Here is a 25,071-nt window from a genome sequence, read left to right as displayed (position 1 = left end):
GCCGGCCGCCCGGCGCCCCGCCTCCACCGGCGGCCCGACCCTCCCCCTCGACTCCCCCTCGGCTCACCCCAGCAACCACCCGCCGTCCACGGCCAGTTCGACCGCGTTGACCGAACCGTTGCGCAGCAGGAAGTCGACCGCGTCCACCACGTCCGCCATGGCGGCGAGCCGCCCGGTGGGCGTCTCGGTGCGCAGCGTGGTCAGCACCTTCTCCGGTTTGGCCTGCCAGTAGGGGCTGTCGCCGACGACCCCGGGGTGCACGGCGTTGACCCGGACCGGGGCGAGCTCGACGGCGAGGGAGTTCATCAGGCCCCGCACCCCGGCGTTGACCGTCGCCACGGTCGTCGCGCCCGGGTAGGGGCGCTCCTTGGCCTGGCCTCCGAACAGCACGATCGCACTGCCGTCGTGCAGCCGGGTGCGCAGCGCGTGCACGACCTCGGTGTAGCCGACCAGCTTGAGTGTGACCAGCCGCAGGGCGGCGTCGATGTCGTACTCGGTGACCTTGTTGTCGTCCCGGGAGACACCCGCGATCACCAGGTGGTCGACGCGTCCCACGTCGGACAGGGCCGCCGCGATCTCCAGCGGCCGCGCCAGGTCGAGGGCGATCCCGCGGGCCCCGGCCTCCTTCGCGACCGCCTCGGCCCGCTGGGCGTCGCGGCCGGTGAGCACCACGTCGTCCCCGCGCCCGGCCCGCTCACGGGCGAAGGCGTGGCCGATCCCGGACGTACCGCCGACGACGAGCACACTGCTCATGACTCCTCCAGTGCCGCGCGCAGGTAGTCCCAGTCCCGCGTGAAGCGGTACGAGTGCCGCACGGGCGGCTGCGGCGCCTGGGTCTCCAGCCAGCGCAGGGTCCCCTGCCCGGCGTTGACGAACCCGTGGACGCAGCCGGCGCCCGCCCAGGCCAGATCGCCGGGCTCCAGCCGGTACCGCTCCCCGTCGAGCACGGCCTCCGCCACGCCTTCGAGGATCAGATAGGTCTCCTCGAAGGGATGATCGTGGGTGCCGATGACTCCGTCGGAGGCGTACTGCACCATGAACATCGTCGAGGCGACCGCGCCCAGGTCGCCGTCGATCATCATCTTCACCGTGATGCCGCTGTAGACCAGCAGCGCGGTCCGCATGCTCGCGGTGACGGCCAGCAAATCCTGGGACTGCCGGCCGGGGTCCATCTGGTCCGCTTCGAAGTGGCCGAAGGACCGGGTGCGCGGATCGCGGACGTCGACCCGGGCGGGCTCGCGCGCGGGCAGCTCGGGAACCGCCTGGGTGTCGTGGCCGTAGCGGGCGCGCGGCACCGGGGCCAGCATGTCCGCCCAGCGGCCGGCGGTGTCCCCGGCCCCGCGCCAGGCGTGCGGCACCCCGGTCGGCAGCAGGCCGTAGTCGCCCTCCTCCAGGCGGTACGCGCCCTCGGGCACGTCGAGGACCACGGCCCCGTCCAGAACGAGGAAGGTCTCCTCGTACGAGTGCACATGGGCGGGCACGCGGCCGTCGGGGCGCAGGTCGCACAGGCCGAAGCCGGTGTGGACGCTGCCGTCGTCCTCGCCGACCAGCGTCCGCCGCCGGTGGCCGTGGGCGTCGAACGGCGGCTCGGGCAGGCCGGCGGCGCGGCGCACCAGATGCCGTGTCATGCCGTGGCCTTCGCCGCCGCGGCCTCCTTCGCCGCGAGGAGCCGGTCGCGGGACTCCGTGACCAGCCGCAGGGCGCGCGCGGTGTCGGCGAGCAGCCTGCCGTCGCGCTTGCGGAGCACGCCGTCGACGAGGACGGTGTCCACGTTGGAGACGTCCGCGCACAGCGCCACCGCGGCGGCCGCGTCGTGCACGGGCGCGACGTTCGGGGCGGTGGCGTCGACGGCGACGATGTCGGCGCGCTTGCCGGGGGTCAGGGAGCCGGTGCGGTCCTCCAGGCCCGCGACGTGGGCGCCGTTGACGGTGGCGATCTCCAGCATCTGACGCGCCGTCAGCATGGTGTCGGGGACCGGCAGGTTGGCCTGCCAGCAGTCGGCGTTGACGCGGGCGCGTTCGGCGCCGAAGGCCGCGCGGATCTGGGTGAACATGTCGCCGGGCACGGTCGTGACGACGTCGATGCTGAGCGAGGGCCGCAGGCCGTGCTCGATCGCCTGCATCACGGGCGGCCAGCCGTGCCCCATCTGCAGCTCCACCTGCGGCGCCACCGACACCGTGCCGCCGCTGTCGGCGACCATCCGCCACTCCTCCTCGCTGAGGTGGCAGCAGTGCACGTAGGTGGTGTCCGGGCCGAGGAGGTCCAGGCCGTGCAGGCGCCGGACCATGCCGAAGCGGCCCGCGAGCCGTCCCATGGCCACGTGCACGGTGATCGGGAGGCCGAGCTCGCGGGCCATGGCCCACTCCGCGGTGACGACCTCGTCGACGCAGAAGCCGGGGCCGCGGGTGGCCAGGGCCATGGTCAGCAGGCCGTCGTCGGACGAGAAGTACGTCGAGCGGACGCGCCGCACGTCGTCCGCGGGGATCGCGAGCCTGCTCTCGAACCAGTAGTCGGCGAGGGAGGTGTTGGCGCTGCCGTAGGCGTAGCACGCCCGGATGCCCGACTCGGCCAGGCCCCGGATCGCGGCGTCGGGGTGCTCGGGGGTGTTGTTGATGTGCGACCAGTCGACGAGCGTGGTGATGCCCGCGTCGAGGCACTCCAGGGCGCCGGCGAGGTTGCCCGCGTAGACGTCCTCGGGCGTGTACAGCGGGGCGAAGGTGTCGAGGACGTCGACGAAGTAGTCGTCGAGGGTGGCGTCGGGGGCGACGCCCCGGATCGGGGACTCCCAGGTGTGGCGGTGGGTGTCGACGAAGCCGGGGATCACGATGCGGCCGGTCATGTCGAGGACCTCGGCGTCGGCGCCGATCTCGGGCCGCACGGCCACGATCCGGCCGTCCTCCACGAGGACGTCCCCCTGGGGCAGGTCACCGATGTCGGGGTCCATCGAGATCACGTGACCGGAGCGGAGCAGTGTCCTGGTGGTCATCGCGCTTCCTCCCATGGGGTGTTCGGTGGACGGTGCGGGGCTCAGTAGGCGGCGAGTCGGCGGACCTCCGCGACGACCTTGGCGACGGTCGGGACGACCTGCTCCTCCAGTACGTCGGCGAACGGCAGCGGGACGCACTCCCCCGCCACCCGCCGCAGGGGGGCGTCCAGCAGGGTGAAGCCCTCGTCGGCCACGACGGAGACGACGGTGGCGCCCCAGCCGCCCTGGTAGGGGTTCTCCTCGACGGTGACGAGCCGCGAGGTCCTGCCCACGGAGGCCAGGACGGTGGCCATGTCGAGCGGGACCAGGCAGCGCAGGTCGATCACCTCCGCCTGGATGCCCTCCCCGGCCAGCGTCCCGGCGGCCTCCAGGGCCAGCGGCACGGTCGAGGCGAGGGCGACGAGCGTGACGTCGGTGCCCTCGCGGACGACGGCGGCGCGGCCCAGTTCGACGAGGTGCCCCGGCGGGGGCGGCGCACCCTTGGTGGCCAGCAGCGCCTTGTGCTCGAAGAAGACCACGGGGTCGTCGCTGCGGATCGCCGCCGCCATCATGCCGACGACGTCGGCGGGCGTGGCCGGTGCGGCGATCTTCAGGCCGGGGACGGTCAGTGCCCAGTTCTCGGTGGCCTGGGAGTGCTGGGCGCCGAAGCCGAGCCCGCCGCCGTTGGCGGTGCGCACCACGAGCGGGACGGTCACCTGGCCGCCGGTCATGTAGCGGATCTTGGGGATCTCGTTGGCGAGGTAGTCCCAGCAGCAGGCGAGGAAGTCGGAGAACATGATCTCCGCGACGGGCCGCAGGCCGGTCAGGGCGGCGCCCATCGCCGCGCCCACGATGGCCTGTTCGGATATGGGCGTGTCCCGCACCCGGTCGGGCCCGAACTCCTCCAGCAGCCCCACGGTCGTCTTGAACACCCCGCCGGCCGCGCCGATGTCCTCCCCGAGGCACACCACCGACGGGTCCCGGCGCATCTCGCGCGCGAGGCCCTCGGCCACGGCGTCCCGGTAGGTGATCACGTCCGCCATGCGGCGCCTCCGTCCGCCCACACGCCGGTCAGTGCCTCGCGCGGGTCGGGGCCCGGGGCGGCCCGGGCCGCCTCGACGGCCCGCTCGACGGCCGCCCGGGCCCGCTCGTCGGCTGCGGCGATCTCGTCGGCGGCGACGCCGAGTTCGACGAGACGCCCGCGCGCGAGGTCCAGCGGGTCGTGCTTGAGCCACCGTTCTACCTCCTCGGCCGGGCGGTAACGGGCCGGGTCGGCGCGGCTGTGCCCGAAGTGCCGGTAGGTCTCGGCCTCCAGCACGGCGGGCCCGTCTCCGGCCCGGGCCCGGCGCGCCAGCCGCCCGACCGCCTCCGCGACGGCCTCGACGTCGTTGCCGTCGACGACCTCGCCCGGGATGCCGTGGGCGGGTGCCCGGTCGGCGGCGGGCCGGGGCACGGCGGTGACGTCGGCGATCGGCGTGTACTCCATGTACAGGTTGTTCTCGCACACGAACAGCACCGGCAGGCTCCACACGGCGGCCAGGTTCAGTGCCTCGTGGAAGGCGCCGATGTTGGTGGCGCCGTCGCCGAAGAACGCCACCGCGAGCTGTTCGGTGCCGCGCAGCCGGGCCGACCAGGCGGCGCCCACCGCCATCGGCAGATGGGCCCCGACGATGGCGTACGAGCCGAGCATGCCGGTCGCCGCCTTGGTCAGGTGCATGGAGCCGCCCTTGGCCCGGCACAGGCCCGTCGCGCGGCTCATCAGCTCGGCGAGGCACTCCTCGGGGGTGGCGCCCCGGGCGAGGGCGTGGTGGTGGCCCCGGTAGGTGGCGAACACGTAGTCGTCCGGGCGCAGGGCGGCGCTCGCGCCGACGGCGACGGCCTCCTGCCCGGCGGCGAGATGGGTCGTGCCCTTCACCAGGCCCCGCAGGAACAGGTCGTGGGCGGCCTTCTCCGTGCGGCGGACGACGGCCATCCGCTCGTAGGCCGCGAGGAGCCCGGCCGCGTCCATCACGGCGTCCCGCCGGCGCGCGGGGTGTTGAGGTGGGACTGCGCCTCGCGCCGGGTGTTCAGCTCGCCGCCCACCGTCCAGTACTTGCGGCCCGCCACCAGCAGTTCCTCCGCCGGGAACCTGGTGATGACCTCGCACCCGTCGGCGGTGACGACGAGTTCCTCCTCGATCCGGGCCGCGGACCAGCCGTCGGCGGCCGGCCAGTAGGTCTCCAGGGCGAACACCATGCCCTCTTCGAGGACTTCGGGGTGGTCGAGGGAGACCAGACGGCTGAAGATCGGCTTCTCCCAGATCGACAGCCCCACGCCGTGGCCGTACTGCAGGGCGAACGCGGCGGTCTCGTCGGCGAAGCCGAACTCCTCGGCGCGCGGCCAGACGCGCACGACGTCGGCGGTGGTGGCACCCGGCCGGACCAGCGCGATCGCCGCGTCCATGTACTCCCGGCAGCGCACGTAGGCGTCCCGTTGCGCGGCGGAGGCACTGCCGACGGCGAACGTGCGGTAGTAGCAGGTGCGGTAGCCGAGATGGCTGTGCAGGATGTCGAAGAACGCCGGGTCCCCGGGGCGGATCAGCCGGTCGCTGTACACGTGCGGGTGGGGCGAACAGCGTTCGCCGGAGATGGCGTTGACGCCTTCGACGTACTCGCTGCCGAGGTCGTACAGGACCTTGCTGACGAGTCCGACGCACTCGTTCTCGCGCACCCCCGGCCGCAGGTGCCCGTACAGCTCCTCGTACGCCGCGTCGACCATGGCGCAGGCCTGCGTGAGCAGGGCGATCTCGTCGCCGGTCTTGATCCGGCGGGCCTCCAGGAACACCTGCTGCCCGTCGACGACGTCGATGCCCTCGGCGCGCAGCGCGGCCAGCACGGGCATCTCGGCGACGTCGACGCCGAGCGGTTCGCCCGCGAGCCCGTGCTCGCGCAGCTCGGCGGCGATCCTGGCGGCCACGTCCTCGGCGATGCCCGCGTCCGGGTGGAAGGCACCCCGCAGGGTGGAGATGCCGGCGCGGGCGCCGGTGGGCGGGCCGCCCTTGCCGTCGCCGTGGCCGAGCCAGGGGTTGTACAGCTGGTGGTGGCGGGCCGCGGAGCCGAAGTCCCACACGACCGGCTCGCCGTCGCGCACCAGCAGGGCGAAGCGGATCAGTTTGTCCATCGCCCACGTGCCGATGTGGGTCGCGGTCATGTAGCGGATGTTGGCGAAGTCGAAGCTGAGCACCGCGCCGAGCGAGGAGCGGTTCAGTGACTCGCGCAGCCGGGCCAGCCGCTGCCCCCGCAGCCGGTCCAGGTCGATGCGCTCTTCCCAGTCGACGGCGTTGGGTCCGTATGTGCGGATCGCCATGGCGACCACCCCCACTTCGGAGTGAACGCCCGGGTGCCGTGGGTGTCAAGTGTCACTGAACATCGCCCGCCACGAACCAGACGCCCACGGCCGGTACCTCTCCATCGTTGCGGTAGCGGTGGGGGGTCGTCGACTCGAAGCAGACGGCGTCGCCCGGGCGCACGGCGTACTCGTCGAAGCCGAGGGTGAGGACCAGCTCGCCGGAGGTCAGGTAGCCGTACTCGGTGCCCGGGTGCCGCATCAGGCGGCCGGAGCCGGAGGAGGCGCCGCCCGGCCGGTAGGTCACCAGCAGGAAGTCGACGTCCGACCCCGGCACCCGGCCGAGCCGCTCCCACACGACCCCCGAGTCCAGCTCCAGCGTCTCGCGCCCGCCCGCGGCGGCCAGCGGGCCGATCCGCCGTCCGGGCGCGGCGGCGAACGCGGTCAGGGCGGCGACGGCCTGCGGGGCGCCCTCCGGGGACGCGGGCGACACGGAGGACGCGGGCGACACGGGGGACGCCGGGGCGGCGGGGGCCGCGCCGCGGTCCCGCCCGGCGTCGAAGAGGGACTCGACGGAGATGCCGAGGACCGTGGTGATCGCGTAGAGCGTGCTGACGGACGGCTGGCTCTTGCCGGTCTCGATCTGCGACACGAGGCTCGCCGACACCCCGACCTCGCGGGCGAGGGCCCGCAGGCTCGTGCCGCGCTCCAGACGCGCCTGCCGGATGCGCTCACCGACGGGCGGCACGACGGCGGGGGACACGGCGGCTCCTTCCGAGGGGCGTTCGGCGGACACGTCACGCGGCAGCGTTCAGTCTCATTGAACAGCGCCCGCGGCAGGCCACGCCAGAGCGGTCGCGGAACCGCTCACCCGAACAGTCCGGTGCCGGTGGTGGCCGTACGCCGCCGGTGGTGCGCTGGGGACACGCGTCACGCTCCCAGGAGGCACCCCCGATGACCCGTCGCCCGTCCCGCCCCGCCCGCGTCCTCACCTGCGCCCTCGCGGCGGGCACGCTGCTGGCCACCGCCGCCTGCTCGGACGACGGCGGCACGGACGGTGCGCGCGTCTCGGGCGTCGCCGCCTCCCAGGTCGCGGGGAAGAAGCACACCGAGGAGAGGCAGGCCGGGAAGCGGCAGACCCCCTCGCCCACCGCCACCCTCTCCACCGACGGCGCGCGGGCCGCGCTGATCACCGAGGCGGACATCGAGGACGACTGGAACCAGGTCAAGGACACCGAGGCCGAGAACTGGCACGACAGCCTGCTCATCGGCACGGTCGACGTCTCCGACTTCCTCTCCGCCAAGGCCGGCGCCGCCGACTGCCGGCGGCTCCTCGACTCCCTCTACGACGACGACCTGCTGGGCAGGCCGTCGGGCTCGTCCGCCCTGCGCGGCTTCGCACAGGGCGAGTCGCGGCTGCTGTACCAGGTCGCCTCCTACGACCGGACCGACCCGCAGGACTCCCTGAACTGGATGGCGACCCTCCCGGAGAAGTGCGACCAGTTCACCGTGACCGACAAGGGCCAGGAGCGCACGGTCCAGGTCGTCGACGACTCGCTGCCCGCCCTGGGGGACGCGCGCCAGGGCCTGCGCGTGACCGTCAAGGGCCGCACCGGTGGCATGGACGCCATGGTGACCGTGGACATCGCCGCCGTACGCGTCGGCGACGACGCGATCACCGTCACGGGGGGCGGTCTCGACGGCGGCGAGCACGACTCCGTCGAGCAGGCGGCGAAGCAGGGCACCCAGCGCCTGAAGGACGTGCTGGCCGGCAGGACGCCCGCAGCGGACCCGAGCGAGATCGAGTAACCCCGCCCGCACCCCTCCCCCCGCCGGCAGGAAACCGCCCGAACGAACCCGCCCACCCTGCCGATTCCCGGGACAGCGTGATCAACGGAGCGGCACAATGGCGGCGGCGGCCGATCGCGGCCGTGCGGGCGAGGAGAGGAAGAGACGTGAGTGAGAGCCACACCCCGCCGAGCGGCTCGGCGAGGCTGAACACCGGTGTGGCGCACAACGCGCGCGTGTGGAACTACTGGATCGGCGGCAAGGACAACTACGAGGTCGACCAGCAGGTCGGCGAGCACGTCGCCGGCATGTTCCCGATCATCCGGGACATCGCCCGCGCCGACCGGGACTTCCTGGGGCGCGCCGTGTCGTTCCTGGCCGGCGAGCGCGGAGTGCGGCAGTTCCTCGACATCGGCACGGGCCTGCCGACGGCGGACAACACCCACGAGATCGCCCAGCGCATCGCGCCCGAGTCCCGCATCGTCTACGTCGACAACGACCCGATCGTCCTGGTGCACGCCCGCACCCTGCTGACCGGCACCCAGGACGGCGTCACCGCCTACATCGACGCCGACGTGCACGACCCGGAGGCCATCCTGGAACGGGCCGCCGGCACCCTGGACTTCACCGAGCCCGTCGCCGTGATGATGCTGGGCATCCTCAACTTCGTCCTGGACACCGACAAGGCCCGCGACATCGCCCACCGCGTGATGGCCGCGGTCCCCTCCGGCAGCTACCTGGTGCTCACCCACCCGACCTTCGACGACGAACTGGGCGGGGCGGGCCAGATCCCGGCGATGAAGTTCTGGAACGAGAACGCCACTCCCCCGATCACCGCCCGCAGCGGCGCCGACATCGCGGCGTTCTTCGAAGGGCTCGACCTGCTCGAACCGGGCATGGTGTCCTGCGGCCAGTGGCGCGCCCGGCCCGGCAGCGCGGTCCTGGTGCCCCAGTACGGCGCGGTCGCCGTGAAGCCCTGACACGGACGGCGCTCCACGAGCGTGGACGGCCGGGATTGAAAGGGCGTGTAGCCGGTCACAGTTCTCCTGGAGCGGCTACCCAGGAAGTCCGAACGGCTGAAAGTATGATCAAGCGATGTCTGACATGACCGAAACCACGCCCGGCTGGCTGTCCTCCGACGAACTGGAGTCGACACGCGCCCGCATGCCGATCCTGTACGTCGAGGCCGTCCCGGTCCGCGTCGACGACAGCGGCGAAGTCACCAGTGTCGGCCTGCTGTTGCGCATCGGGCCCGACGGTACGGTCAGCCGGACACTGGTCTCCGGCCGCGTGCTGCACCACGAGCGCGTCCGGGACGCCCTGCTGCGCCATCTGGAGAAGGACCTCGGACCGGTGGCGCTGCCCCGGGTCCCGGCGTCGCTGCAGCCGTTCACGGTCGCGGAGTACTTCCCGACGCAGGGCGTCACGCCGTACCACGACCCCCGGCAGCACGCGGTGTCGCTGGCGTACATCGTGCCGGTGACGGGCGACTGCCGGCCCCGGCAGGACGCGCTCGACCTGGTGTGGTTCAGCCCGCAGGAGGCCGTCTCGGCGGCGGTGCAGAGCGAGATGCCGGGCGGGCACGGGGTGCTGCTGAAGCAGGCGCTGGCGCACGCGGGCTGTGCGATCTGACGGGTGCCCGCATCGGTGACGGAGAGATCGTCACCGGTGCGGCGGCACCGGCCGCCGGTCCGGGACCCCAGGCCGCGCCCCCACGCACAGCAGCGGGTCCGCCACATACCGGCGGACCCGCTGCTGTGTTCCGTGCTGTCGGGACGACAGGATTTGAACCTGCGACCCCTTGACCCCCAGTCAAGTGCGCTACCAAGCTGCGCCACGTCCCGTTGCCCGTCTGACCTGGGGGTTTCCCCCGGCCGAACGCGCAGGGAAACAATACCGCACTCGCGCCGGTGATCGCGCACCCGTTTCCGGGACCACTCCACTTGACCTCAACATTGGTTGAGGTTGCACGCTCGTGTCCATGACCACGACGACCTTCACGTACACCTACGCCGACCTGCCGGAACTCATGGGCCTGATGACCGGCGACGAGAAGCACGGCCCGGCCGCGACGTCCACGCTGGACGTGCTGTGGGTCCTCTACGACCGGGTGCTGCGGGTCGGCCCGGAGCGGATGACCGACCCGCAGCGGGACCGGTTCCTGCTGTCCAAGGGGCACGGGCCGATGGCGTACTACGCCGTACTGGCCGCCAAAGGCTTCGTGCCCGTGGAGTGGCTGCCCGGCTTCGGCTCCTACGACTCCCCGCTCGGCCACCACCCCGACCGCACGCTGGTCCCCGGGGCGGAGATCGGCAGCGGCTCGCTGGGACACGGGCTGCCCATCGCCGTCGGTACGGCGCTCGGGCTGCGCGCCCAGGGGCTCGACGAACCGCGGGTGTGGACGCTGATCGGGGACGCCGAGCTGGACGAGGGCAGCAACCACGAGGCGATCGCCTTCGCCGGGCCCGCCGGACTGGAGCGGCTGCACACCGTCGTCGTCGACAACGCCTCGGCGAGCCACGCGCGGCCGGGCGGGATCGCCGCCCGTTTCGAGGCGGCCGGCTGGTCCGCGCTGACCGTCGACGGACGTGATCACGAGGCGCTGTACGCCGCCTTCACCGCGCCGCACCCGGGCCGCCCGCACGTGGTGGTGGCCCGGGTCGAGCCGAAGTCCGCCTGATCTCCGACCGACCGGAAAGGAATCCGTACCCTCATGGACACCATGCGTGACCGTTTCGCCCCCGTCGTCTCCCGGCTCCTCGACGAGGATCCCCGGGTGGCGGTGGTCCTCGCCGAGATCGGCGCGGACGGCTTCGCCGGGGCGGCCCGCCGGCATCCCGGCCGGGTCGTCAACGTGGGCATCCGCGAGCAGCTCCTGATCGGGGCGGCGGCGGGGCTGGCGCTGACCGGGCTGCGGCCCGTCGTGCACACCTTCGCCAGCTTCCTCGTCGAGCGGCCCTTCGAGCAGGTCAAGCTGGACCTCGGGCACCAGGACGCGGGCGCGGTGCTGGTGAGCGCGGCCGCCTCCTTCGACTGGCCGGCGGGCGGCTACACCCACATGGCGCCCGGCGACGTGGCGCTGCTCGACACCCTGGACGGCTGGACCGTCCACGTCCCGGGCCACCCCGACGAGGCCGAGACGCTGCTGCGGCACGCGGTCGCCGCGGGCGACGACAAGGTGTACGTACGGCTCTCCCTGCAGTCCAACCGGCAGGGGCTGCCCGTCGACGGGGAGAGGTTCCGCACCGTCCGCGAGGGGCGCTCGGGTGTCGTGGTCGCCGTCGGGCCGATGCTCGACGCCGTGCTCGCCGCCACCGAGGGCCTGGACGTCACGGTCCTGTACGCGACGACCGTCCGCCCCTTCGACGCGGCCGCCCTGCGCCGGGCCACCGGGACGGCCGGGGCGGACGTCGTCCTGGTCGAGCCCTATCTGGCAGGCACGTCGACGGCCGCGGCCAACGACGCCCTGGCGGACGTGCCGCACCGGATCCTGGGCCTGGGCGTGGGCCGCCGCGAACTGCGCCGGTACGGGCAGGTGGAGGAGCATGCCGCCGCCCACGGCCTCGACGCCCGGTCGCTGCGGGAGCGGATCGGGGGCTTCCTCGGGGCGGCGACGTCCGGGTGAGGCCGGGAGGAGGTCAGTCCGCCGGGAGCCCGAGCCGGGGATGGGCCTCCAGCAGCCGGGCCGGGGCCGCCTGGCGCCACGAGTCGGCCAGGATGTCCCGCAGCTCGGCCTCGTCCTCCAGCGCGCCGAGCCGGGCGCGGACCCAGGCGAACTGCGCCTCGTGGTCGGCGATCCAGAACTTCCCCGGCTCGGCGAGCACCAGCTCGTCGCGCTCCTCCTTGGGGCAGCGCACGGCGAGCGAGGTCTCGTCCTCGGGCAGCGTGGCGAACATCTTGCCCGCGACCCGGAAGGTGGGCATGCTCCAGGCGATCTTCTCCGTCGTGTCCGGCAGGGACAGGGCGATACGGCGTACGTCTTCGGCGTCCGGCATGGCGAGAACCGTAGCGGCCGGCACTGACATTCACCTGGTGGGAGGGGTCGCCGGTACGCGCTTGTAGTAGATGGTGGTCGCAGCCGGCTCCCCGTCGGGGCGTGCCGCGTAGTCGGGGATCGTGCCGACGGCCGTCCAGCCGGCGGACCGGTACAGCCGCTCGGCGGGGCTTCCGGTCTCGGTGTCGAGGTGCAGCAGGGTGACGCCGGCCGCCGCCGCGGCGTTCTCCGCGGTGGCCAGCAGGCGGCGGCCGAGTCCGCGCCCGCGGGCGTCCGGGTGCACCATGAGCTTGACCAGTTCGGCGCGGTGGCGGCTGTTGGCCTTGGTGGGGAACGCGAGGCTCACCGTGCCCAGCACCCGGTCGCCGTCGACCGCCGCCCACACGGCGAGCCGGCCCGCTGCCAGGTCGGCGGCCCTCTCCTGCCACCAGGCGCGGGCCTCGGCGCGGCCGAGCGGCGCGAGGAAGCCGACCGAGGCGCCCCCGGCCACCGTGCCGGCCAGCAGGTCGGCCAGCGCCTCGGCGTGCCGCAGCAGTCCGGTCTCGTCCAGGCGGATCACGGCCGCACCACCGCCAGCACGTACCGGACGCCCTCGCCGGCCGTGCACCGGAACCGGGTCGGCCCCCACACCCGCATGCGCAGGCAGTCGCCGGCGCCGAGCCGGTGCTCGGTGTCCTGCGCGGTCACCTGAAGGGCCCCCTCCAGCACCCAGATGTGCTGCTCCAGGCCGGCCACGGGCGGGCGGTCGTAGGCGATGTCGGCGCCCGCGGTCAGGCGTCCCTCGACGAGTTCGCCGCGCAGGGCGGGGTGCGGCGGGGAGACCGACCGCCGGACGAAGCCGGAGGCCCGGTCCTGCCACACCGGCTGGTCTGCGGCGCGCACCACCGGGGCCGGAGCGGCCTCGACCTCGCTGAGCAGCTGGGACATGGTGCGGCCGTAGACGGCGCAGAGGCGGTTCAGCAGCGCGGCCGTGGGGCTGGTCTCCGCCCGCTCGGCCCGCGACAGGGTGGACCTGCTCACGCCGCTGCGCTCGGCCAACTCGCCCAGGGACCAGCCGTGTTCGGCGCGCAGCTCGGCCAGGCGGGCACCCAGCCGGGCGTCCACGGGGTCCAGGTCGTCGCTTCTCATATCCGGGACGCTATCCCGGATATGAGACGGCCGTGTTACGCGGTCCTCACACCCGGGCCGCCGCGCCGAGCGCGTCCAGTACCGGGCGGATCAGGGGATGCTCCTCGGCGCCCCGGCGTACGGCGGCGAAGACCCGGCGCGTGGGTGCCGTGCCGTCGACCGGGCGGACGACCACACCGGCCAGGTCCATGCCGCGCAGTGCCGACCGCGGCACCAGCGCCACCCCGGCGTCGGCCGAGGCGAGCGCCACGACCGCGCGGAAGTCGTCCGAGGAGTGCTCCATACGGGGCTGGAAACCGGCGTTCTCGCAGGCCAGGACCACCACGTCATGACAGGGGTTGCCGGGGTAGGGGCCGATCCAGGGGTCCTTGGCCAGCTCGGCGAGGGGCACCTCGGCCGCGTCGGCCAGCCGGTGGCTGACGGGCACGACCGCGTCGAAGGGCTCGGCGTACAGCGGCACGTGGGTCAGTCGCGGGTCGTCGGCGGGCGGGGCGCCGCGGTACTCGACGGCGACGGCGACGTCCACCTGCCGGTCCAGGACCATCGGCAGGCTGGCGTCGCCCTCGGCGTCCTGGACGCGGATGCGGATGCCGGGTGCCGTGTCGGCGAGGCGGGCCACCGCGGGCGCCACCACCAGGGCGATCCCGGTGGCGAAGGAGGCGACCGTGACGGTGCCGGCCGCGCCCGAGCTGTAGGCGGCGAGTTCCGCCTCGGCGCGCTCCAGCTGGGCGAGGACCGCGTTGGTGTGGTTCAGCAGGATCTCGCCCGCCGGGGTGAGGCGGACGCCCTTGGCGCCGCGCTCGACGAGCCGGTGGCCGGTCTCCTGCTCCAGCGCGGCGAGCTGCTGGGAGACGGCCGACGGGGTGAGGTACAGCGCGGCGGCAGCCGCCGTCACCGTGCGGTGGTCGGCCACCGCACGGAGGATGTGGAGCCGCCGCGCCTCGATCATGTGACCGATTCTCTCAGGTCACCGGCGGTTTTCAGCCCTCCAGCTCCGCCCGGGCCGCGACGAAGGCGTCCACCGCGCGGTGCACGTCGTCGGTGGAGTGCGCGGCCGACAGCTGGACGCGGATGCGGGCCTGTCCCTGCGGCACCACCGGGTAGGAGAAGCCGATCACGTACACGCCGCGCTCCAGCAGGAGTTCGGCCATGCGGCCGGCCTGTGCCGCGTCGCCGATCATCACCGGGGCGATGGCGTGGTCGCCGGGCAGGACGTCGAAGCCCTCCTCGGTCATGCGGCGACGGAACAGGGTCGTGTTCTCGGCGAGCCGGACGCGCAGGTCGTCCGCCGACTCCAGCAGGTCGAGGACCTTCAGGGAGGCCGCCGCGATCACCGGGGCCAGCGTGTTGGAGAAGAGGTACGGCCGGGAGCGCTGGCGCAGCAGGGCGACGATCTCGGCGCGTGCGGCGACGTAGCCGCCGGAGGCGCCGCCGAGGGCCTTGCCGAGGGTGCCGGTGATGATGTCGACGCGGTCCATGACGCCGTGCAGCTCGGGCGTGCCGCGGCCGCCGGGGCCGACGAAGCCGACGGCGTGCGAGTCGTCGACCATGACCATCGCGCCGTGCCGGTCGGCGAGGTCGCAGATCTCGCGCAGCGGGGCCACGTAGCCGTCCATGGAGAAGACGCCGTCGGTGACGATCAGCTTGCGCCGGGCGTCCTGGGCGGCCTTGAGCTGCGTCTCCAGGTCGGCCATGTCGCGGTTGGCGTAGCGGAAGCGCTTCGCCTTGCTGAGGCGGATGCCGTCGATGATCGACGCGTGGTTGAGGGCGTCGGAGATCACCGCGTCCTCGGGGCCGAGCAGGGTCTCGAAGACACCGCCGTTGGCGTCGAAGCAGGAGGAGTACAGGATCGTGTCCTCCTGGCCGAGGAACGCCGACAGCCGCGCCTCCAGTTCCTTGTGCACCTCCTGGGTGCCGCAGATGAAGCGCACGGAGGCCATGCCGTAGCCCCAGCGGTCCAGGGCCTCGTGAGCGGCGGCGATCACCTCGGGGTGGTCGGCGAGGCCGAGGTAGTTGTTGGCGCAGAAGTTCAGGACCTCGCCGGGGCGGCCGCCCGCGGTGACGTTGACGGTGGCGGACTGCGGGGTGCCGATGACGCGCTCGGGCTTGTGCAGCCCGGCGGCGCGGATCTCGTCGAGGGTGGCGCGCAGGTCGTCGCGCACGGAGTCGAACATGACAGGGCTCTCCTAAGAGGTGCTCGAGGGAGGGGGTGACGCGCCCGCGGGACGGGGTCAGGCGGTCCAGTCGAGGATGACCTTGCCGCCGCGGCCGCTCGCCGCGTCCTCGAACGCCGCCTCGAAGTCGCGGTGGCCGTACCGGCCGGTGATCACGGGGGCGAGGTCCAGGCCGCCTTCCAGCAGGACCGACATGGCGTACCAGGTCTCGAACATCTCGCGGCCGTAGATGCCCTTGACGGTGATCATCGAGGTGACGATCCGCGCCCAGTCGACGGGGAACTCCTGCGCGGGCAGGCCGAGCATGGCGATGCGGCCGCCGTGCGTCATGTTGGCGATCATGTCCCGCATCGCCTCGGGGCGGCCGGACATCTCCAGGCCGATGTCGAAGCCCTCCCGCAGGCCGAGGGCGCGCTGGCCGTCGGCGATGCCGGCCTCGGCGACGTTGAGCGCGAGGCTGACGCCGATCTTGCGGGCCAGCTCCAGCCGCTCCTCGCTGACGTCGGTGATCATCACGTGGCGGGCGCCCGCGTGCTTGGCCACCGCGGCGGCCATCAGGCCGATGGGTCCGGCGCCGGTGATCAGGACGTCCTCGCCGACCAGCGGGAACGACAGCGCGGTGTGCACGGCGTTGCCGAACGGGTCGAAGATCGCGGCGACGTCGAGGTCGACGGGCACCCGGTGCACCCAGACGTTGCCGGCGGGCAGCGCCACGTACTCCGCGAACGCGCCGTCGCGGCCCACGCCGAGCCCGACCGTGGCCCGGCACAGGTGCCGGCGGCCCGCCTGGCAGTTGCGGCACTTGCCGCACACCAGGTGGCCCTCGCCGCTCACCCGGTCGCCGACGGAGATGTCGGTGACGTCCCGCCCGGTCTCGACGACCTCGCCGACGAACTCGTGCCCGACCACGAGCGGGGTGCTGATCGCCTGCCGGGCCCAGCCGTCCCAGGCCCTGATGTGCAGGTCCGTGCCGCAGATGCCGGTGCGCAACACCTTGATCAGGACATCTCCGGGGCCGATCCCCGGCTCCGGGACGTCCGCGAGCCACAGGCCGGGCTCCGCCTTCTGCTTGACCAGCGCCTTCACCGCTACGGCTCCTGGGGGTGAGTCCGGCTCCGGGCATGCCGAAGGCGCCCCCGGGCCGGGAGAGGAGTGGAATCGCACAGCAATCTGCCGTACGACGACGCACCGGTCCATCGAGGTTTTCTTAAGCGCCGCCTCAGCTTTCCTTCACGCCCTCGGCAGGCACGGCGGCGGCCCGTGGCCTCCCCGGCCCCTGGTCTCCCCGGCCCGTGTGGTCCGCGGCCTTCACCAGGGCAGCAGCCCGCCCCCGCCCTCCAGGTGCACCACGAGTTCGGCGGCGTGCTCCTTGATGGCCGTCAGGCCCGCCCTGCCCCACGGCCGCGGTCCGACGTCGGCGACGCTCACCGTGCCGAGCACCAGGCCCGTGCCGTCGATGAGCGGCGCCCCGAGGTAGGAGCGGATGCCGAACTCGTCGACCACGGGGTTGCCCGCGAACCGGGGGTAGTCGGCGACGTCCTCCAGCGCCAGGGCCTTGCGGCGCGCCACCACATGGGGGCAGAAGCCGTGGTCGCGGGGCAGGGCGCGGCCCAGGCACGGGCTGGTGCCGTCGCTGCGCACGACCGGCGCCACGGCCGGCACGCACAGGCCCGCGTAGAACTGCCCCTGTTCGCCGGGGAAGTTGACCATGGCGTACGGCGCCCCGGTGAGCTGGGCGAGGCGCTGGGCGAAGGCGTCGAGGGTGGGTTCGGGGCGCTCCCCCAGGCCCATCCCGCGCAGTCGGCGGGCGCGGGCGGGGGCCTCCTTGTCCTCGGGTGTGAGCAGCAGACGACCGGCCGGGCGCGGCGGGTCGTAGCTCATGGGCGTGCTCCCAGAGTGTGGGCAGGTGTCATACAGGGGCTCCCTGGCGGGTGTTGGGATGTCACATATGTGCGCCGTACCCCGTCGTGGGGGCCGGCGTATGGGCGATGAGATGGCGCACCAGGGTCAGCAGGGTCTGGACCCCGGAGCTGGAGATCCGGGCGTCGCAGCACACGACGGGGACGTCGGAGGACAGGTCGAGGGCACCGCGCACCTCCTCGGGGTCGTAGCGGTAGGCGCCGTCGAACTCGTTGACGGCGATGACGAATTCCAGGCCGCGCTGCTCGAAGAAGTCCACGGCGGCGAAGCACTCCTGCAGGCGGCGGGTGTCGGCGAGGATGACCGCACCGAGGGCGCCCTCGCACAACTCGTCCCACATGAACCAGAACCGCTCCTGGCCGGGGGTGCCGAACAGGTACAGCACGTGTTCCGCGTCGAGCGTGATGCGGCCGAAGTCCATGGCCACGGTCGTCTCGACCTTGTTCTCGATGCCGTCGAGGTTGTCGGTCGCGGCGGAGACGGTGGTGAGCAGCTCCTCCGTACTGAGCGGCGCGATCTCGCTGACCGCGCCGACGAAGGTCGTCTTGCCCACCCCGAACCCGCCCGCCACCAGGATCTTCAGCGCGGTCGGGAACGGGTCGGCGCCGCGGTCGGCGTAGTCAGAGCTGTCGTCGTAGTCCATCGAGCACTGCCTCCAGAAGAGCCCGGTCCGTCGGGTTGTGGTGGAACGCGGGGGGCTTGGTCGTCAACGCCCCGCAGTCGACGAGGTCCGCCAGCAGCACCTTGGTGACGGCCACCGGCAGTTTCAGGTGGGCCGCGACCTCGGCGACCGCGACGGGCACGCGGCACCGTTCGAGTGCCTGCGCGTGTTCGGGGCCGAGATAGCCGAGGGGGGTCGCCCCGGTGGCCATCACCTGCGACATGAGGTCGAGCGCGACGGTGGGACGGGTGCGGCCGTTGCTGACCGTGAACGGCCGCACCAGCCGCCCGGCCGCGTCGTCGAGCCAGGGCCCGTCGCCGGCCGCCGTCATGTTCAAGCCCTCATCGCCGGGGATTCGACGGACTGCTGGCGGGGAGCGGTCACCAGGTACGGCCGGACGCTCTTGACCAGCATCGCCATCTCGTAGCCGAGCACGGCCGCGTCGGCCTCGCGGCCGGCGAGCACGGCCAGGCAGGTGCCGGAACCGGCGGTGGTGACGAACAGCAGGGTCGAGGCGAGTTCGACGACGACCTGCCGCACGTCGCCACCGTCGCCGAAGCGGACACCGGCGCTGCGGCCGAGGGAGTACAGGCCGGAGGCCAGGGCGGCCATGTGGTCGGCGCTGTCCGGGTCGAGGCCGTGCACGGACTTCACGAGCCCGTCGCAGGACAGCAGCACCGCGGCGCTCGTGTGCGGCACACGCTGCACGAGGCCGCTCATCAGCCAGTCGAGATCGGAAACGTGGGCGGTCGGCGCATCGCTGGCCATGGTGGATCGACTCCTTGGGGTACGAAGGTCTGCGGGAGCGCTGGGGGTGGGGGTGGAGAGGGGGGTGGTCATCCGGCGGGTGCGCTCCCGTCGTGCCGGGTGGTGGTGCGGTCGGAACGGGACACGTCCCTGCGGACCGGGGTGGTCGAGGAGGTCGGCTCGGTCGGGAGCGACTCCAGGTGGGCGGGCCGCATGGGCAGCGGGTCCCGGCGGGCGGAATCCATGGAGGCGGGGTCCATGGAGGCGGGGTCCATGGAGGCGGGGTCCATGAGGGCCGGGTCCATGTGGGCGGGGTCCATGTGGGCGGGGTCCATGTGGGCAGCGTCCATGGGCCTGGAGTCCAGGTGGGCAGCATCCATAGGCCCGGCATCCAGGTGGCCGGCGTCCATGTGCGCGGAGTCCATACAGGCAGCGGTCACGGGCGCGGAGTCCCTGTGGGCGGGCGGGGCCGATTCGAGGTGGCCCGCCTCCCTGGACGCCGCCGTCTCCGTGTCGGTCCACTCCGTCGTCCCGGCCTCCATGTGCTGCTGGGCCTCGGCCAGGCTGATGCCGCGCTGGAAGGCCGCCATCAGGCCGGGGTCGTGGCCGACGAGGACCTCGGAGTCCTGGCGCGGCAGCGGCCCGTCGCGCAGCTGGGGCGCGATGTGCTCCTGGGCACGGCGGCGGGGCAGTTGGGGTTTGCCCATGGTGCCGCGCACGGCGCCGTTGCGGGGGGTGGGCACCGCGGCCACGTTCTCCGCGAGGACGCGCCGGTCGTCGTCGCTGATGCCGGGCCGGGCCTCGGCCGGGGTGGGCCGTTGCCGGTGGGTGCCGCGCACCGGCAGCGGGGCGGGCCGCCCGGCGTCCCGGCTGCCGTCCGGGGCCGGTTCGGGCGCGTGGTGCCGGCCGCGGGGCGCCGCGGGACCCGCGTCCGGGCCCTGGGACCGCGTGCCGGACGTGCCCCGGGCCGACGCCGGCGCCTCGGACGCGGTCCCGAAACCGGAGTCGCCCCCGGACTCGACGAGGAATCCGGACCCGTCCCCGGCGGCGCCGGAGCCGGACTCGGCAGTGACCGCGGAAGCCGGCACGGGCGCGGGCGGGTGCCCGGGCGCGACGCCCCCGGCGGACCCCGGCCTCCCGGACGCACCCCCGGCCCCGGACGCCCCGGCCTCCGCTCCGAGCAGCGCCTGCGGTACGACGAGCACCGCCTGCACGCCGCCGTAGATGTTGCTCTGGAGGCGGACCGTGATGCCGTGCCGCCGGGCCAGCTGCGAGACCACGAACAGCCCGATGCGGCCGTCCGCGAGGAGCCGCGCGACATTCACCTGGTCGGGGTCGGCGAGCAGGGCGTTCATCCGCGTCTGCTCCTCCAGCGGCATGCCGAGGCCGCGGTCCTCGACCTCGACGGCGAGCCCGGAGGTGACGAGGTTGGCGCGGAGCAGCACCTGGGTGTGCGGGGCGGAGAACACCGTGGCGTTCTCGACGAGTTCGGCCAGCAGGTGGATGACGTCGGCGACGGCGTGACCGCGCAGGGTTCCGTCGATCGGCGGGACGAGTTTGACCCGCGAGTACTGCTCGACCTCGGCGATGGCCGAGCGCAGCACCTCGGTCATGGAGACCGGGTTGCTCCACTGGCGGCGGGAGACGGCACCGCCGAGCACGGCGAGGTTCTCGGCGTGGCGGCGGATGCGGGTGGCGAGGTGGTCGACGTGGAAGAGCCCCTTGAGCAGATCGGGGTCCTCCATCTCGTTCTCCAGCTCGTCGAGGATGGAGATCTCGCGGTGCACCAGCGACTGCAGGCGCCGGGCGAGGTTGACGAACACTTCGAGCTTCTGCTCGCTGCCCGCCTGGCTGGACAGCTGCGAGGCCTGGACGACGGCGGTGACGGCACTGTCGTGAGCCCGGGCCAGGTCGCCCGCGAGGAGGTCGAAGTCGTCGGCGTCCGCGTCGGTTTCACCGCGCCGGCCGTGCGGGCTGTGCTGGGGCGGTCCGTCACCGCGCCGGAGCGTCTCGACCAGCGTGCGCAGGTCGGCCTCGCGGCGTGCGGTGGCGCGGCGCAGGACGCCGATGCGGTCGTGCACGGACCGGGCGGCCCGGCCCGCGGCCACCGCGGCGACGGCGATGCCCACCAGCGTGACCGAGACGGCCCCGCCCAGCACGGCCCACAGGGTCGGGCCCGGCCGGGCGCCGGTGGAGCGGACCGTGAAGAGGACGGCGGCGCAGCCGCTGAGGGCGACGGCGACGGGCGGCAGGACGGCGAGACGCAGCAGCTGGGGCCGTATGTGGGTCTCGGGCAGCGCGGCTGCGGTGCGGGCCGGGGGCCGCCCGTGCCGCGCGCCCTCACGGCGGTCGGCTCGTGCGGCCGGGGCGCGGAGGTGAGACATCGGTGTCCTCGTACTGGTCCGTCGGGCCTGGCTGCCAGGGGGGCTTGCGGTGGTGCGGCCGGGCTCCCGCGGCCGCTGCCGCGCGTCCCCGGACGTCCGCCCGGACTCCCCCCGCTGCCGCCCGGTGCCTGCCCGGCCCGGGTCGGCGGGCCGCCGGGGTCCGGGAGCCAGGGCGGCGCCCGGACCCGCGTCGGTGCCGCGTGGGCAGCGGGGATCGCCCTCGCGTCGGCTCCCTCGTCCGCCTTGCGCCTGCACGTGCCGGCCCCCGCTCCCTGATCCGCCCTGCTTCCGACGGCCACTGACAGTAGTCGCCAGCGCATCATGTGCGGTGGGCAGTTGACAAACTCATACGGTGAGCGTCCCGCTCTGGTATGAGGTCTCGTACGACAGACCGATAACCCCGCCACCGAAGCGATCAGGAACAACAAAAGCTCGATCTGACCTGGTCAGGAGTGGTCACACGCGGACGGCGAGGGCCGGGGAGCCTCGCGCTCCCCGGCCCTCGCCGTCGCTTCGCCTCGCGCCCCGGGTCAGCCCGCCGGAAGCGCCTCGGTGTCTTCGGTGCCCTGGACGGCACCCTTCTTCCGGTCACTCACCGTATCGGCCTGGGCCATGGCTGCGGTGTCCGAGGCGGTCTTAATCGCGGCGTCGGCCACGGCCTCACCGGCCTTGGCGGAGCCGCCCGCCGGCGCGAGCGCCACCCCGCGCCACCACGGCTCGGACGGCACGGTCCCGGCCGTGGGCTCGAAGGGCTCGCCGGGCCGGGGCAGGGCGATCCGGGCGCCGACCGCGCGGGCGGCGGAACGGGTCCCCTCGCCGGGTTCCGCCCAGGGGTGCGCGGCCAGGTTGAAGGTGGCCCAGTGGATCGGCAGCATCGGACCGCTCTCCGGTCCGCCCTGGAGGTCGAGGTGGGCGCGCATGCCCTCCTCGGGGGTCATGTGGATGTCGGGCCAGAAGTCGGAGTAGGCGCCGATTTGGATCATCGTGGCGTCGAACGGCCCGTGCTCGGCGCCGATATCCTTGAATCCGTCGAAGTACCCGGTGTCCCCGCTGTGGTAGACCCGGTGCTCGTCACCGGCGACGACCCAGGAGGCCCACAGGGTGTGCTGGGTGTTGCGCAGGCCCCGGCCGCAGAAGTGCCGGGCCGGGGTGGCGGTGAGGGTCAGGCCGCCGACCTTCGTCGACTCGTGCCAGTCCAGCTCGCGCAGCCGGCCGGCGGACACGCCCCAGTGCTCCAGGTGCGCCCCGACGCCGAGCGGCACGGCGAACAGCGTGTCCGTCCCGGCCAGCGCCTTGATGGTGGGCAGGTCCAGGTGGTCGTAGTGGTCGTGCGAGATGACCACCGCGTCGACCGGGCCGAGCGCGGCCAGCGGCAGGGGCACCGGATGCAGCCGCTTGGGCCCGGCGAAGGGGAACGGGGAGCAGCGCTCACCCCACACCGGGTCGAAGAGCACGCGCCGGCCGTCGATCTCGGCGAGCACGCTGGAGTGCCCCATCCACGTCAGCCGCAGGCCGGTGGCCGGGGGCCGGGAGATGTCGGCGAGGGTGGTGGCGTGCACCGGCACCGCGCCCCCGGGGGTACGGCGGGGCCGGGTGTCCTTGTCGAAGAAGACCTTCGCGAAGTCCAGGGTCGAGCCCGAGGGCCGGGTCCGCGCGGGGCCGCCGGGGTTCTGGAAGACCCCGTCCTTGAAATGGGGGGATCTGCGGATGCGCGCCATGCGCTCACCGCGCGGGTCCGCGCCGAACGCCTCGGGCCGCAGTGCGCGCAGCCCGGAGCTCAGGGGACGGAAACCGGCCACGGTACCTCCAGGTGGAGTCGGTCAGGCTTTCCATTATGGTCGGCCCCTCGGGCACCACAGGGCCGCAGGGGCCCCTCCGGGCGCGATACTGACCGGTGATTCAGTAAATCTGCGAAGGAGAACACCCATGGCCGGCCCCCTGCTGTCCCTCACCTGGACCGACCACGTCACCGGCCGGCAGGGCTTCCTGGTCGTCGACCGGCTGGTGCGCGGTGTCGCCAGCGGCGGTCTGCGGATGCGCCCCGGCTGCACCCTGGAGGAGGTCACCGGCCTGGCCCGCGGCATGACCCTGAAAGAGGCCCTGCACTACGACCCGGCGAGCCGCTACGTCCCGCTCGGCGGCGCCAAGGGCGGCATCGACTGCGACCCGCGCGACCCGGAGGCGTACCCGCTGCTGGTGCGCTACCTGCGCGCGATGCGGCCGTACGTGGAGAGCGTCTGGACGACGGGCGAGGACCTCGGGCTCTCCCAGGACCTGGTGGACCGGGCCGCGGCCGAGGCGGGTCTGGTCTCGTCCATCCAGGCCGTCTACCCGCTGCTGGACGACGAGGCCGAGGCGCGCCGGCGGCTGGCGGACGCGTTCGCGGTCGAGGTGGACGGCATCGGCCTCGACGAGCTGGCCGGCGGCTGCGGCGTCGCGGAGGCGACCCTGACGGCGCTGGACCGGGCCGGTGTACCGCACGCGGGGACACGGGTCTCCCTGCAGGGGCTGGGCACCATGGGCGGTGCCACGGCGCGTTTCCTCTCCCGCGCCGGGCTCAGGATCGTGGCGGTCGCCGACCTCAAGGGCACGATCGCCAACCCGGCGGGACTCGACGTCGAGGCGCTGCTCGCCGCGCGGGACGCGCACGGCACGGTGGACCGCTCCGCGCTGCTCCCCGGCGACCTGGAACTGCCGGGCGACGCCTGGCTGAGCGCCGACGCGGAGGTGCTGGTGCCGGCGGCGGTGTCGTACGCCGTCGACACCGGCAACCAGCGGCACGTCACGGCCCGCTGGATCGTCGAGGCGGCCAACATGCCCGTACGACCGGAGGCGGAGCCGCTGCTGGCCGCGCGCGGGGTGACCGTGCTGCCGGACGTGGTGGTCAACTCCGGTACCAACGCCTGGTGGTGGTGGACGCTGTTCGGGGACGTCGGCGCCGACGCCGAGGAGGCGTTCGCGTACACGCGCCGCTCGATGCGGGCCCTGGTCGAGCTCATGCTCACCCGCGCGGAGACCGACGGGACGACACCGCGCGCGGCGGCCCACGCGATCGCCGCCGACCGGCTGCCGGTGATCGCGCAGCGGTACGGCTGCTACCGCTGAGGCAGGCCGGATCCGCACGTCGGCGACACCCGGCGCGTGGGTAGGGTGACGGCGTGACGAGAGTCCGGTTGAGCGTGGCGGAGCGGCGCGGGGAACTGCTGCGGGCCGCCGTCGAGCAGATCGAGGCCCGGGGCGTGGCGGCGGTCAGGATCGCCGACGTCGCCTCGGCGCTCGGGGTGAGCAACGCACTGGTGCTCTACCACTTCGCGTCCAAGGAGCAGTTGGTCGCGGCGGCGTTCCGGCACGCGGCCGAGGCCGACCTCGCACACCTGCGCAAGCTGCTGGGCCGCCGCACCTCGGCGCTGCGCCGGCTGCGGTCGGCGGTCCGCTGGTACGCCCCGACCGGCCAGGACAAGGGCTGGCGGCTGTGGATCGAGGGCTGGGCGGCGGCCCTGCGCGAACCGGAACTGCGGGAGGTCACGCAGGACCTCGACCGCCAGTGGAAGGCGGCTCTCGCCGAGGTGATCGCGGAGGGCGTGGCGGCGGGCGAGTTCCACTGCCCGGACCCACGGGCGACGGCCCTGCGCCTCACCGCGTTCCTCGACGGCCTGGCCGTCCAGCTGACGTCCTACCCCGGCGCGATCCCCCGAGCCTGGGCCCAGCAGTGGACCGAAGAGGCCCTGACCCGCGAACTGGGCCTGCAATCGGCCCCCTTGACCCCACCGATGAGCAACCCGGCGTAGAACCGCCCAGGCGGCACGCGAGCCGCAGCCAAACGGACGACGACCCGCACCCGCCCGGCGACGCAAGGGGCCGTGCCGGGGGTGTCCGCCCGCAGCGGTTGGCGCGTCGACGAACAGTCAGTCGGCACGCAAGTCGATCGCGCCGTTCCGAGGACGGACACCCCCCGGCGCGGCCCCGCCCCACCCCCCACCGTCAGG

The 25,071-nt window shown here is 73.6% G+C and carries 26 protein-coding genes and 1 tRNA gene; 7 read left to right on the top strand and 20 right to left on the bottom strand.

The window, feature by feature from the left end; translation table 11 throughout:
* Nucleotides 1-63: 63 nt before the first annotated feature.
* Genes ACPXCS_RS01405 through ACPXCS_RS01375 form a run of 7 tightly spaced genes read right to left on the bottom strand, consistent with a single transcriptional unit; the run spans nucleotide 64 to nucleotide 7,052 of the window.
* Nucleotides 64-753: an SDR family oxidoreductase gene (locus tag ACPXCS_RS01405; RefSeq protein WP_425946036.1), complete on the bottom strand. Its 690-nt coding sequence runs from the start codon at nucleotides 751-753 to the stop codon at nucleotides 64-66.
* Nucleotides 750-1,628, bottom strand: a complete 879-nt coding sequence (locus ACPXCS_RS01400; RefSeq protein ID WP_425946035.1) for a cupin domain-containing protein — start codon at nucleotides 1,626-1,628, stop codon at nucleotides 750-752. The genes ACPXCS_RS01405 and ACPXCS_RS01400 overlap by 4 nt, the downstream gene beginning before the upstream one ends.
* The gene (locus ACPXCS_RS01395) at nucleotides 1,625-2,986 is read right to left on the bottom strand and encodes an amidohydrolase family protein (protein WP_425946034.1); all 1,362 of its coding nucleotides are present in this window, start codon (nucleotides 2,984-2,986) and stop codon (nucleotides 1,625-1,627) included. Before ACPXCS_RS01395 ends, ACPXCS_RS01400 begins: the two co-directional genes overlap by 4 nt.
* A gap of 41 nt (nucleotides 2,987-3,027) precedes the next feature.
* Complete coding sequence (locus ACPXCS_RS01390) at nucleotides 3,028-4,008, bottom strand: alpha-ketoacid dehydrogenase subunit beta (protein WP_425946033.1); 981 nt, start codon at nucleotides 4,006-4,008, stop codon at nucleotides 3,028-3,030.
* Entirely contained in the window at nucleotides 3,996-4,973 is a 978-nt protein-coding gene (locus ACPXCS_RS01385; protein ID WP_425946032.1) for a thiamine pyrophosphate-dependent dehydrogenase E1 component subunit alpha, read from the bottom strand. The genes ACPXCS_RS01390 and ACPXCS_RS01385 overlap by 13 nt, the downstream gene beginning before the upstream one ends.
* On the bottom strand, nucleotides 4,973-6,310 hold the full coding sequence (locus ACPXCS_RS01380; RefSeq protein WP_425946031.1) for a M24 family metallopeptidase: 1,338 nt from the start codon (nucleotides 6,308-6,310) through the stop codon (nucleotides 4,973-4,975). Before ACPXCS_RS01380 ends, ACPXCS_RS01385 begins: the two co-directional genes overlap by 1 nt.
* 52 nt (nucleotides 6,311-6,362) lie before the next feature.
* Nucleotides 6,363-7,052 (bottom strand): helix-turn-helix domain-containing protein, encoded by a 690-nt coding sequence (locus tag ACPXCS_RS01375; RefSeq protein WP_425946030.1) that lies wholly within the window; start codon nucleotides 7,050-7,052, stop codon nucleotides 6,363-6,365.
* A gap of 191 nt (nucleotides 7,053-7,243) precedes the next feature.
* Here ACPXCS_RS01375 and ACPXCS_RS01370 point away from each other — a divergent pair, with 191 nt between their 5' ends.
* The 3 genes from ACPXCS_RS01370 to ACPXCS_RS01360 all read left to right on the top strand — a co-directional run bounded on the left by ACPXCS_RS01370 (nucleotide 7,244) and on the right by ACPXCS_RS01360 (nucleotide 9,709).
* Nucleotides 7,244-8,098, top strand: coding sequence for a hypothetical protein (locus tag ACPXCS_RS01370; RefSeq protein ID WP_425946029.1), 855 nt, complete (start codon nucleotides 7,244-7,246; stop codon nucleotides 8,096-8,098).
* Between the two features lie 146 nt (nucleotides 8,099-8,244).
* Entirely contained in the window at nucleotides 8,245-9,057 is an 813-nt protein-coding gene (locus tag ACPXCS_RS01365) for an SAM-dependent methyltransferase (protein WP_425946028.1), read from the top strand.
* 115 nt (nucleotides 9,058-9,172) lie between these two features.
* Nucleotides 9,173-9,709 carry an NUDIX hydrolase family protein gene (locus ACPXCS_RS01360; RefSeq protein WP_425946027.1) on the top strand — a complete coding sequence of 179 codons (537 nt, stop codon included), beginning with the start codon at nucleotides 9,173-9,175 and terminating at the stop codon, nucleotides 9,707-9,709.
* Nucleotides 9,710-9,847: 138 nt separating this feature from the next.
* Here ACPXCS_RS01360 and ACPXCS_RS01355 read toward each other — a convergent pair.
* A tRNA-Pro gene (locus ACPXCS_RS01355) sits at nucleotides 9,848-9,921 on the bottom strand.
* A gap of 137 nt (nucleotides 9,922-10,058) precedes the next feature.
* Here ACPXCS_RS01355 and ACPXCS_RS01350 point away from each other — a divergent pair.
* Both ACPXCS_RS01350 and ACPXCS_RS01345 read left to right on the top strand, forming a co-directional pair.
* A complete protein-coding gene (locus ACPXCS_RS01350; RefSeq protein ID WP_425946026.1) occupies nucleotides 10,059-10,757 on the top strand; it encodes a transketolase in 699 nt (232 codons plus the stop codon).
* 33 nt (nucleotides 10,758-10,790) lie between these two features.
* Nucleotides 10,791-11,702: a transketolase family protein gene (locus tag ACPXCS_RS01345; protein ID WP_425946025.1), complete on the top strand. Its 912-nt coding sequence runs from the start codon at nucleotides 10,791-10,793 to the stop codon at nucleotides 11,700-11,702.
* Between the two features lie 13 nt (nucleotides 11,703-11,715).
* On the opposite strand, the gene ACPXCS_RS01340 is transcribed toward ACPXCS_RS01345, so the two are convergent.
* From ACPXCS_RS01340 to ACPXCS_RS01285, 12 genes are all read right to left on the bottom strand, one after another.
* Nucleotides 11,716-12,072, bottom strand: a complete 357-nt coding sequence (locus ACPXCS_RS01340; RefSeq protein WP_425946024.1) for an MmcQ/YjbR family DNA-binding protein — start codon at nucleotides 12,070-12,072, stop codon at nucleotides 11,716-11,718.
* 30 nt (nucleotides 12,073-12,102) lie between these two features.
* The gene (locus tag ACPXCS_RS01335) at nucleotides 12,103-12,630 is read right to left on the bottom strand and encodes a GNAT family N-acetyltransferase (RefSeq protein ID WP_425946023.1); all 528 of its coding nucleotides are present in this window, start codon (nucleotides 12,628-12,630) and stop codon (nucleotides 12,103-12,105) included.
* On the bottom strand, nucleotides 12,627-13,199 hold the full coding sequence (locus tag ACPXCS_RS01330) for a helix-turn-helix domain-containing protein (RefSeq protein WP_425946022.1): 573 nt from the start codon (nucleotides 13,197-13,199) through the stop codon (nucleotides 12,627-12,629). Before ACPXCS_RS01330 ends, ACPXCS_RS01335 begins: the two co-directional genes overlap by 4 nt.
* Before the next feature lie 46 nt (nucleotides 13,200-13,245).
* Nucleotides 13,246-14,148, bottom strand: a complete 903-nt coding sequence (locus ACPXCS_RS01325; protein WP_425946021.1) for a LysR family transcriptional regulator — start codon at nucleotides 14,146-14,148, stop codon at nucleotides 13,246-13,248.
* A gap of 31 nt (nucleotides 14,149-14,179) precedes the next feature.
* Complete coding sequence (locus ACPXCS_RS01320; protein ID WP_425946020.1) at nucleotides 14,180-15,373, bottom strand: glycine C-acetyltransferase; 1,194 nt, start codon at nucleotides 15,371-15,373, stop codon at nucleotides 14,180-14,182.
* Nucleotides 15,374-15,430: 57 nt separating this feature from the next.
* Nucleotides 15,431-16,459 carry an L-threonine 3-dehydrogenase gene (gene tdh / locus ACPXCS_RS01315; protein WP_425946019.1) on the bottom strand — a complete coding sequence of 343 codons (1,029 nt, stop codon included), beginning with the start codon at nucleotides 16,457-16,459 and terminating at the stop codon, nucleotides 15,431-15,433.
* Nucleotides 16,460-16,681: 222 nt separating this feature from the next.
* Nucleotides 16,682-17,254 carry a GAF domain-containing protein gene (locus ACPXCS_RS01310; RefSeq protein ID WP_425946018.1) on the bottom strand — a complete coding sequence of 191 codons (573 nt, stop codon included), beginning with the start codon at nucleotides 17,252-17,254 and terminating at the stop codon, nucleotides 16,682-16,684.
* Nucleotides 17,255-17,315: 61 nt separating this feature from the next.
* Nucleotides 17,316-17,936, bottom strand: coding sequence for a GTP-binding protein (locus ACPXCS_RS01305; protein WP_425946017.1), 621 nt, complete (start codon nucleotides 17,934-17,936; stop codon nucleotides 17,316-17,318).
* On the bottom strand, nucleotides 17,914-18,285 hold the full coding sequence (locus tag ACPXCS_RS01300; RefSeq protein ID WP_309093447.1) for a DUF742 domain-containing protein: 372 nt from the start codon (nucleotides 18,283-18,285) through the stop codon (nucleotides 17,914-17,916). The genes ACPXCS_RS01305 and ACPXCS_RS01300 overlap by 23 nt, the downstream gene beginning before the upstream one ends.
* 2 nt (nucleotides 18,286-18,287) lie before the next feature.
* Nucleotides 18,288-18,722 (bottom strand): roadblock/LC7 domain-containing protein, encoded by a 435-nt coding sequence (locus ACPXCS_RS01295; RefSeq protein WP_351356503.1) that lies wholly within the window; start codon nucleotides 18,720-18,722, stop codon nucleotides 18,288-18,290.
* Nucleotides 18,723-18,790: 68 nt separating this feature from the next.
* Nucleotides 18,791-21,085 (bottom strand): ATP-binding protein, encoded by a 2,295-nt coding sequence (locus tag ACPXCS_RS01290; protein ID WP_425946015.1) that lies wholly within the window; start codon nucleotides 21,083-21,085, stop codon nucleotides 18,791-18,793.
* A 530-nt stretch (nucleotides 21,086-21,615) separates the two neighbouring features.
* Nucleotides 21,616-22,884 carry an MBL fold metallo-hydrolase gene (locus tag ACPXCS_RS01285; protein ID WP_425946014.1) on the bottom strand — a complete coding sequence of 423 codons (1,269 nt, stop codon included), beginning with the start codon at nucleotides 22,882-22,884 and terminating at the stop codon, nucleotides 21,616-21,618.
* Between the two features lie 127 nt (nucleotides 22,885-23,011).
* Between ACPXCS_RS01285 and ACPXCS_RS01280 the strand changes: the two genes are divergently transcribed.
* Nucleotides 23,012-24,190, top strand: a complete 1,179-nt coding sequence (locus tag ACPXCS_RS01280; RefSeq protein WP_425946013.1) for a Glu/Leu/Phe/Val dehydrogenase dimerization domain-containing protein — start codon at nucleotides 23,012-23,014, stop codon at nucleotides 24,188-24,190.
* A gap of 53 nt (nucleotides 24,191-24,243) precedes the next feature.
* Nucleotides 24,244-24,873 carry a TetR/AcrR family transcriptional regulator gene (locus ACPXCS_RS01275; RefSeq protein ID WP_425946012.1) on the top strand — a complete coding sequence of 210 codons (630 nt, stop codon included), beginning with the start codon at nucleotides 24,244-24,246 and terminating at the stop codon, nucleotides 24,871-24,873.
* Nucleotides 24,874-25,071 lie beyond the last annotated feature (198 nt).

It is taken from the genome of Streptomyces sp. DT190 (assembly GCF_049846985.1).
GTDB lineage: Bacteria > Actinomycetota > Actinomycetes > Streptomycetales > Streptomycetaceae > Streptomyces.
The sequence above is the reverse complement of the archived record's forward strand: the minus strand, read 5'-3'. Positions and strand labels throughout refer to the sequence as shown.

What these genes read in the sequence shown, in the direction of transcription:
- ACPXCS_RS01405 (WP_425946036.1), bottom strand. Translation starts at nt 753, where the DNA reads ATGAGCAGTGTGCTCGTCGTCGGCGGTACGTCCGGGATCGGCCACGCC.
- ACPXCS_RS01400 (WP_425946035.1), bottom strand. Translation starts at nt 1,628, where the DNA reads ATGACACGGCATCTGGTGCGCCGCGCCGCCGGCCTGCCCGAGCCGCCG.
- ACPXCS_RS01395 (WP_425946034.1), bottom strand. Translation starts at nt 2,986, where the DNA reads ATGACCACCAGGACACTGCTCCGCTCCGGTCACGTGATCTCGATGGAC.
- ACPXCS_RS01390 (WP_425946033.1), bottom strand. Translation starts at nt 4,008, where the DNA reads ATGGCGGACGTGATCACCTACCGGGACGCCGTGGCCGAGGGCCTCGCG.
- ACPXCS_RS01385 (WP_425946032.1), bottom strand. Translation starts at nt 4,973, where the DNA reads ATGGACGCGGCCGGGCTCCTCGCGGCCTACGAGCGGATGGCCGTCGTC.
- ACPXCS_RS01380 (WP_425946031.1), bottom strand. Translation starts at nt 6,310, where the DNA reads ATGGCGATCCGCACATACGGACCCAACGCCGTCGACTGGGAAGAGCGC.
- ACPXCS_RS01370 (WP_425946029.1), top strand. Translation starts at nt 7,244, where the DNA reads ATGACCCGTCGCCCGTCCCGCCCCGCCCGCGTCCTCACCTGCGCCCTC.
- ACPXCS_RS01360 (WP_425946027.1), top strand. Translation starts at nt 9,173, where the DNA reads ATGTCTGACATGACCGAAACCACGCCCGGCTGGCTGTCCTCCGACGAA.
- ACPXCS_RS01350 (WP_425946026.1), top strand. Translation starts at nt 10,059, where the DNA reads ATGACCACGACGACCTTCACGTACACCTACGCCGACCTGCCGGAACTC.
- ACPXCS_RS01345 (WP_425946025.1), top strand. Translation starts at nt 10,791, where the DNA reads ATGGACACCATGCGTGACCGTTTCGCCCCCGTCGTCTCCCGGCTCCTC.
- ACPXCS_RS01340 (WP_425946024.1), bottom strand. Translation starts at nt 12,072, where the DNA reads ATGCCGGACGCCGAAGACGTACGCCGTATCGCCCTGTCCCTGCCGGAC.
- ACPXCS_RS01330 (WP_425946022.1), bottom strand. Translation starts at nt 13,199, where the DNA reads ATGAGAAGCGACGACCTGGACCCCGTGGACGCCCGGCTGGGTGCCCGC.
- ACPXCS_RS01325 (WP_425946021.1), bottom strand. Translation starts at nt 14,148, where the DNA reads ATGATCGAGGCGCGGCGGCTCCACATCCTCCGTGCGGTGGCCGACCAC.
- ACPXCS_RS01320 (WP_425946020.1), bottom strand. Translation starts at nt 15,373, where the DNA reads ATGTTCGACTCCGTGCGCGACGACCTGCGCGCCACCCTCGACGAGATC.
- ACPXCS_RS01310 (WP_425946018.1), bottom strand. Translation starts at nt 17,254, where the DNA reads ATGAGCTACGACCCGCCGCGCCCGGCCGGTCGTCTGCTGCTCACACCC.
- ACPXCS_RS01305 (WP_425946017.1), bottom strand. Translation starts at nt 17,936, where the DNA reads ATGGACTACGACGACAGCTCTGACTACGCCGACCGCGGCGCCGACCCG.
- ACPXCS_RS01300 (WP_309093447.1), bottom strand. Translation starts at nt 18,285, where the DNA reads ATGACGGCGGCCGGCGACGGGCCCTGGCTCGACGACGCGGCCGGGCGG.
- ACPXCS_RS01295 (WP_351356503.1), bottom strand. Translation starts at nt 18,722, where the DNA reads ATGGCCAGCGATGCGCCGACCGCCCACGTTTCCGATCTCGACTGGCTG.
- ACPXCS_RS01290 (WP_425946015.1), bottom strand. Translation starts at nt 21,085, where the DNA reads ATGTCTCACCTCCGCGCCCCGGCCGCACGAGCCGACCGCCGTGAGGGC.
- ACPXCS_RS01280 (WP_425946013.1), top strand. Translation starts at nt 23,012, where the DNA reads ATGGCCGGCCCCCTGCTGTCCCTCACCTGGACCGACCACGTCACCGGC.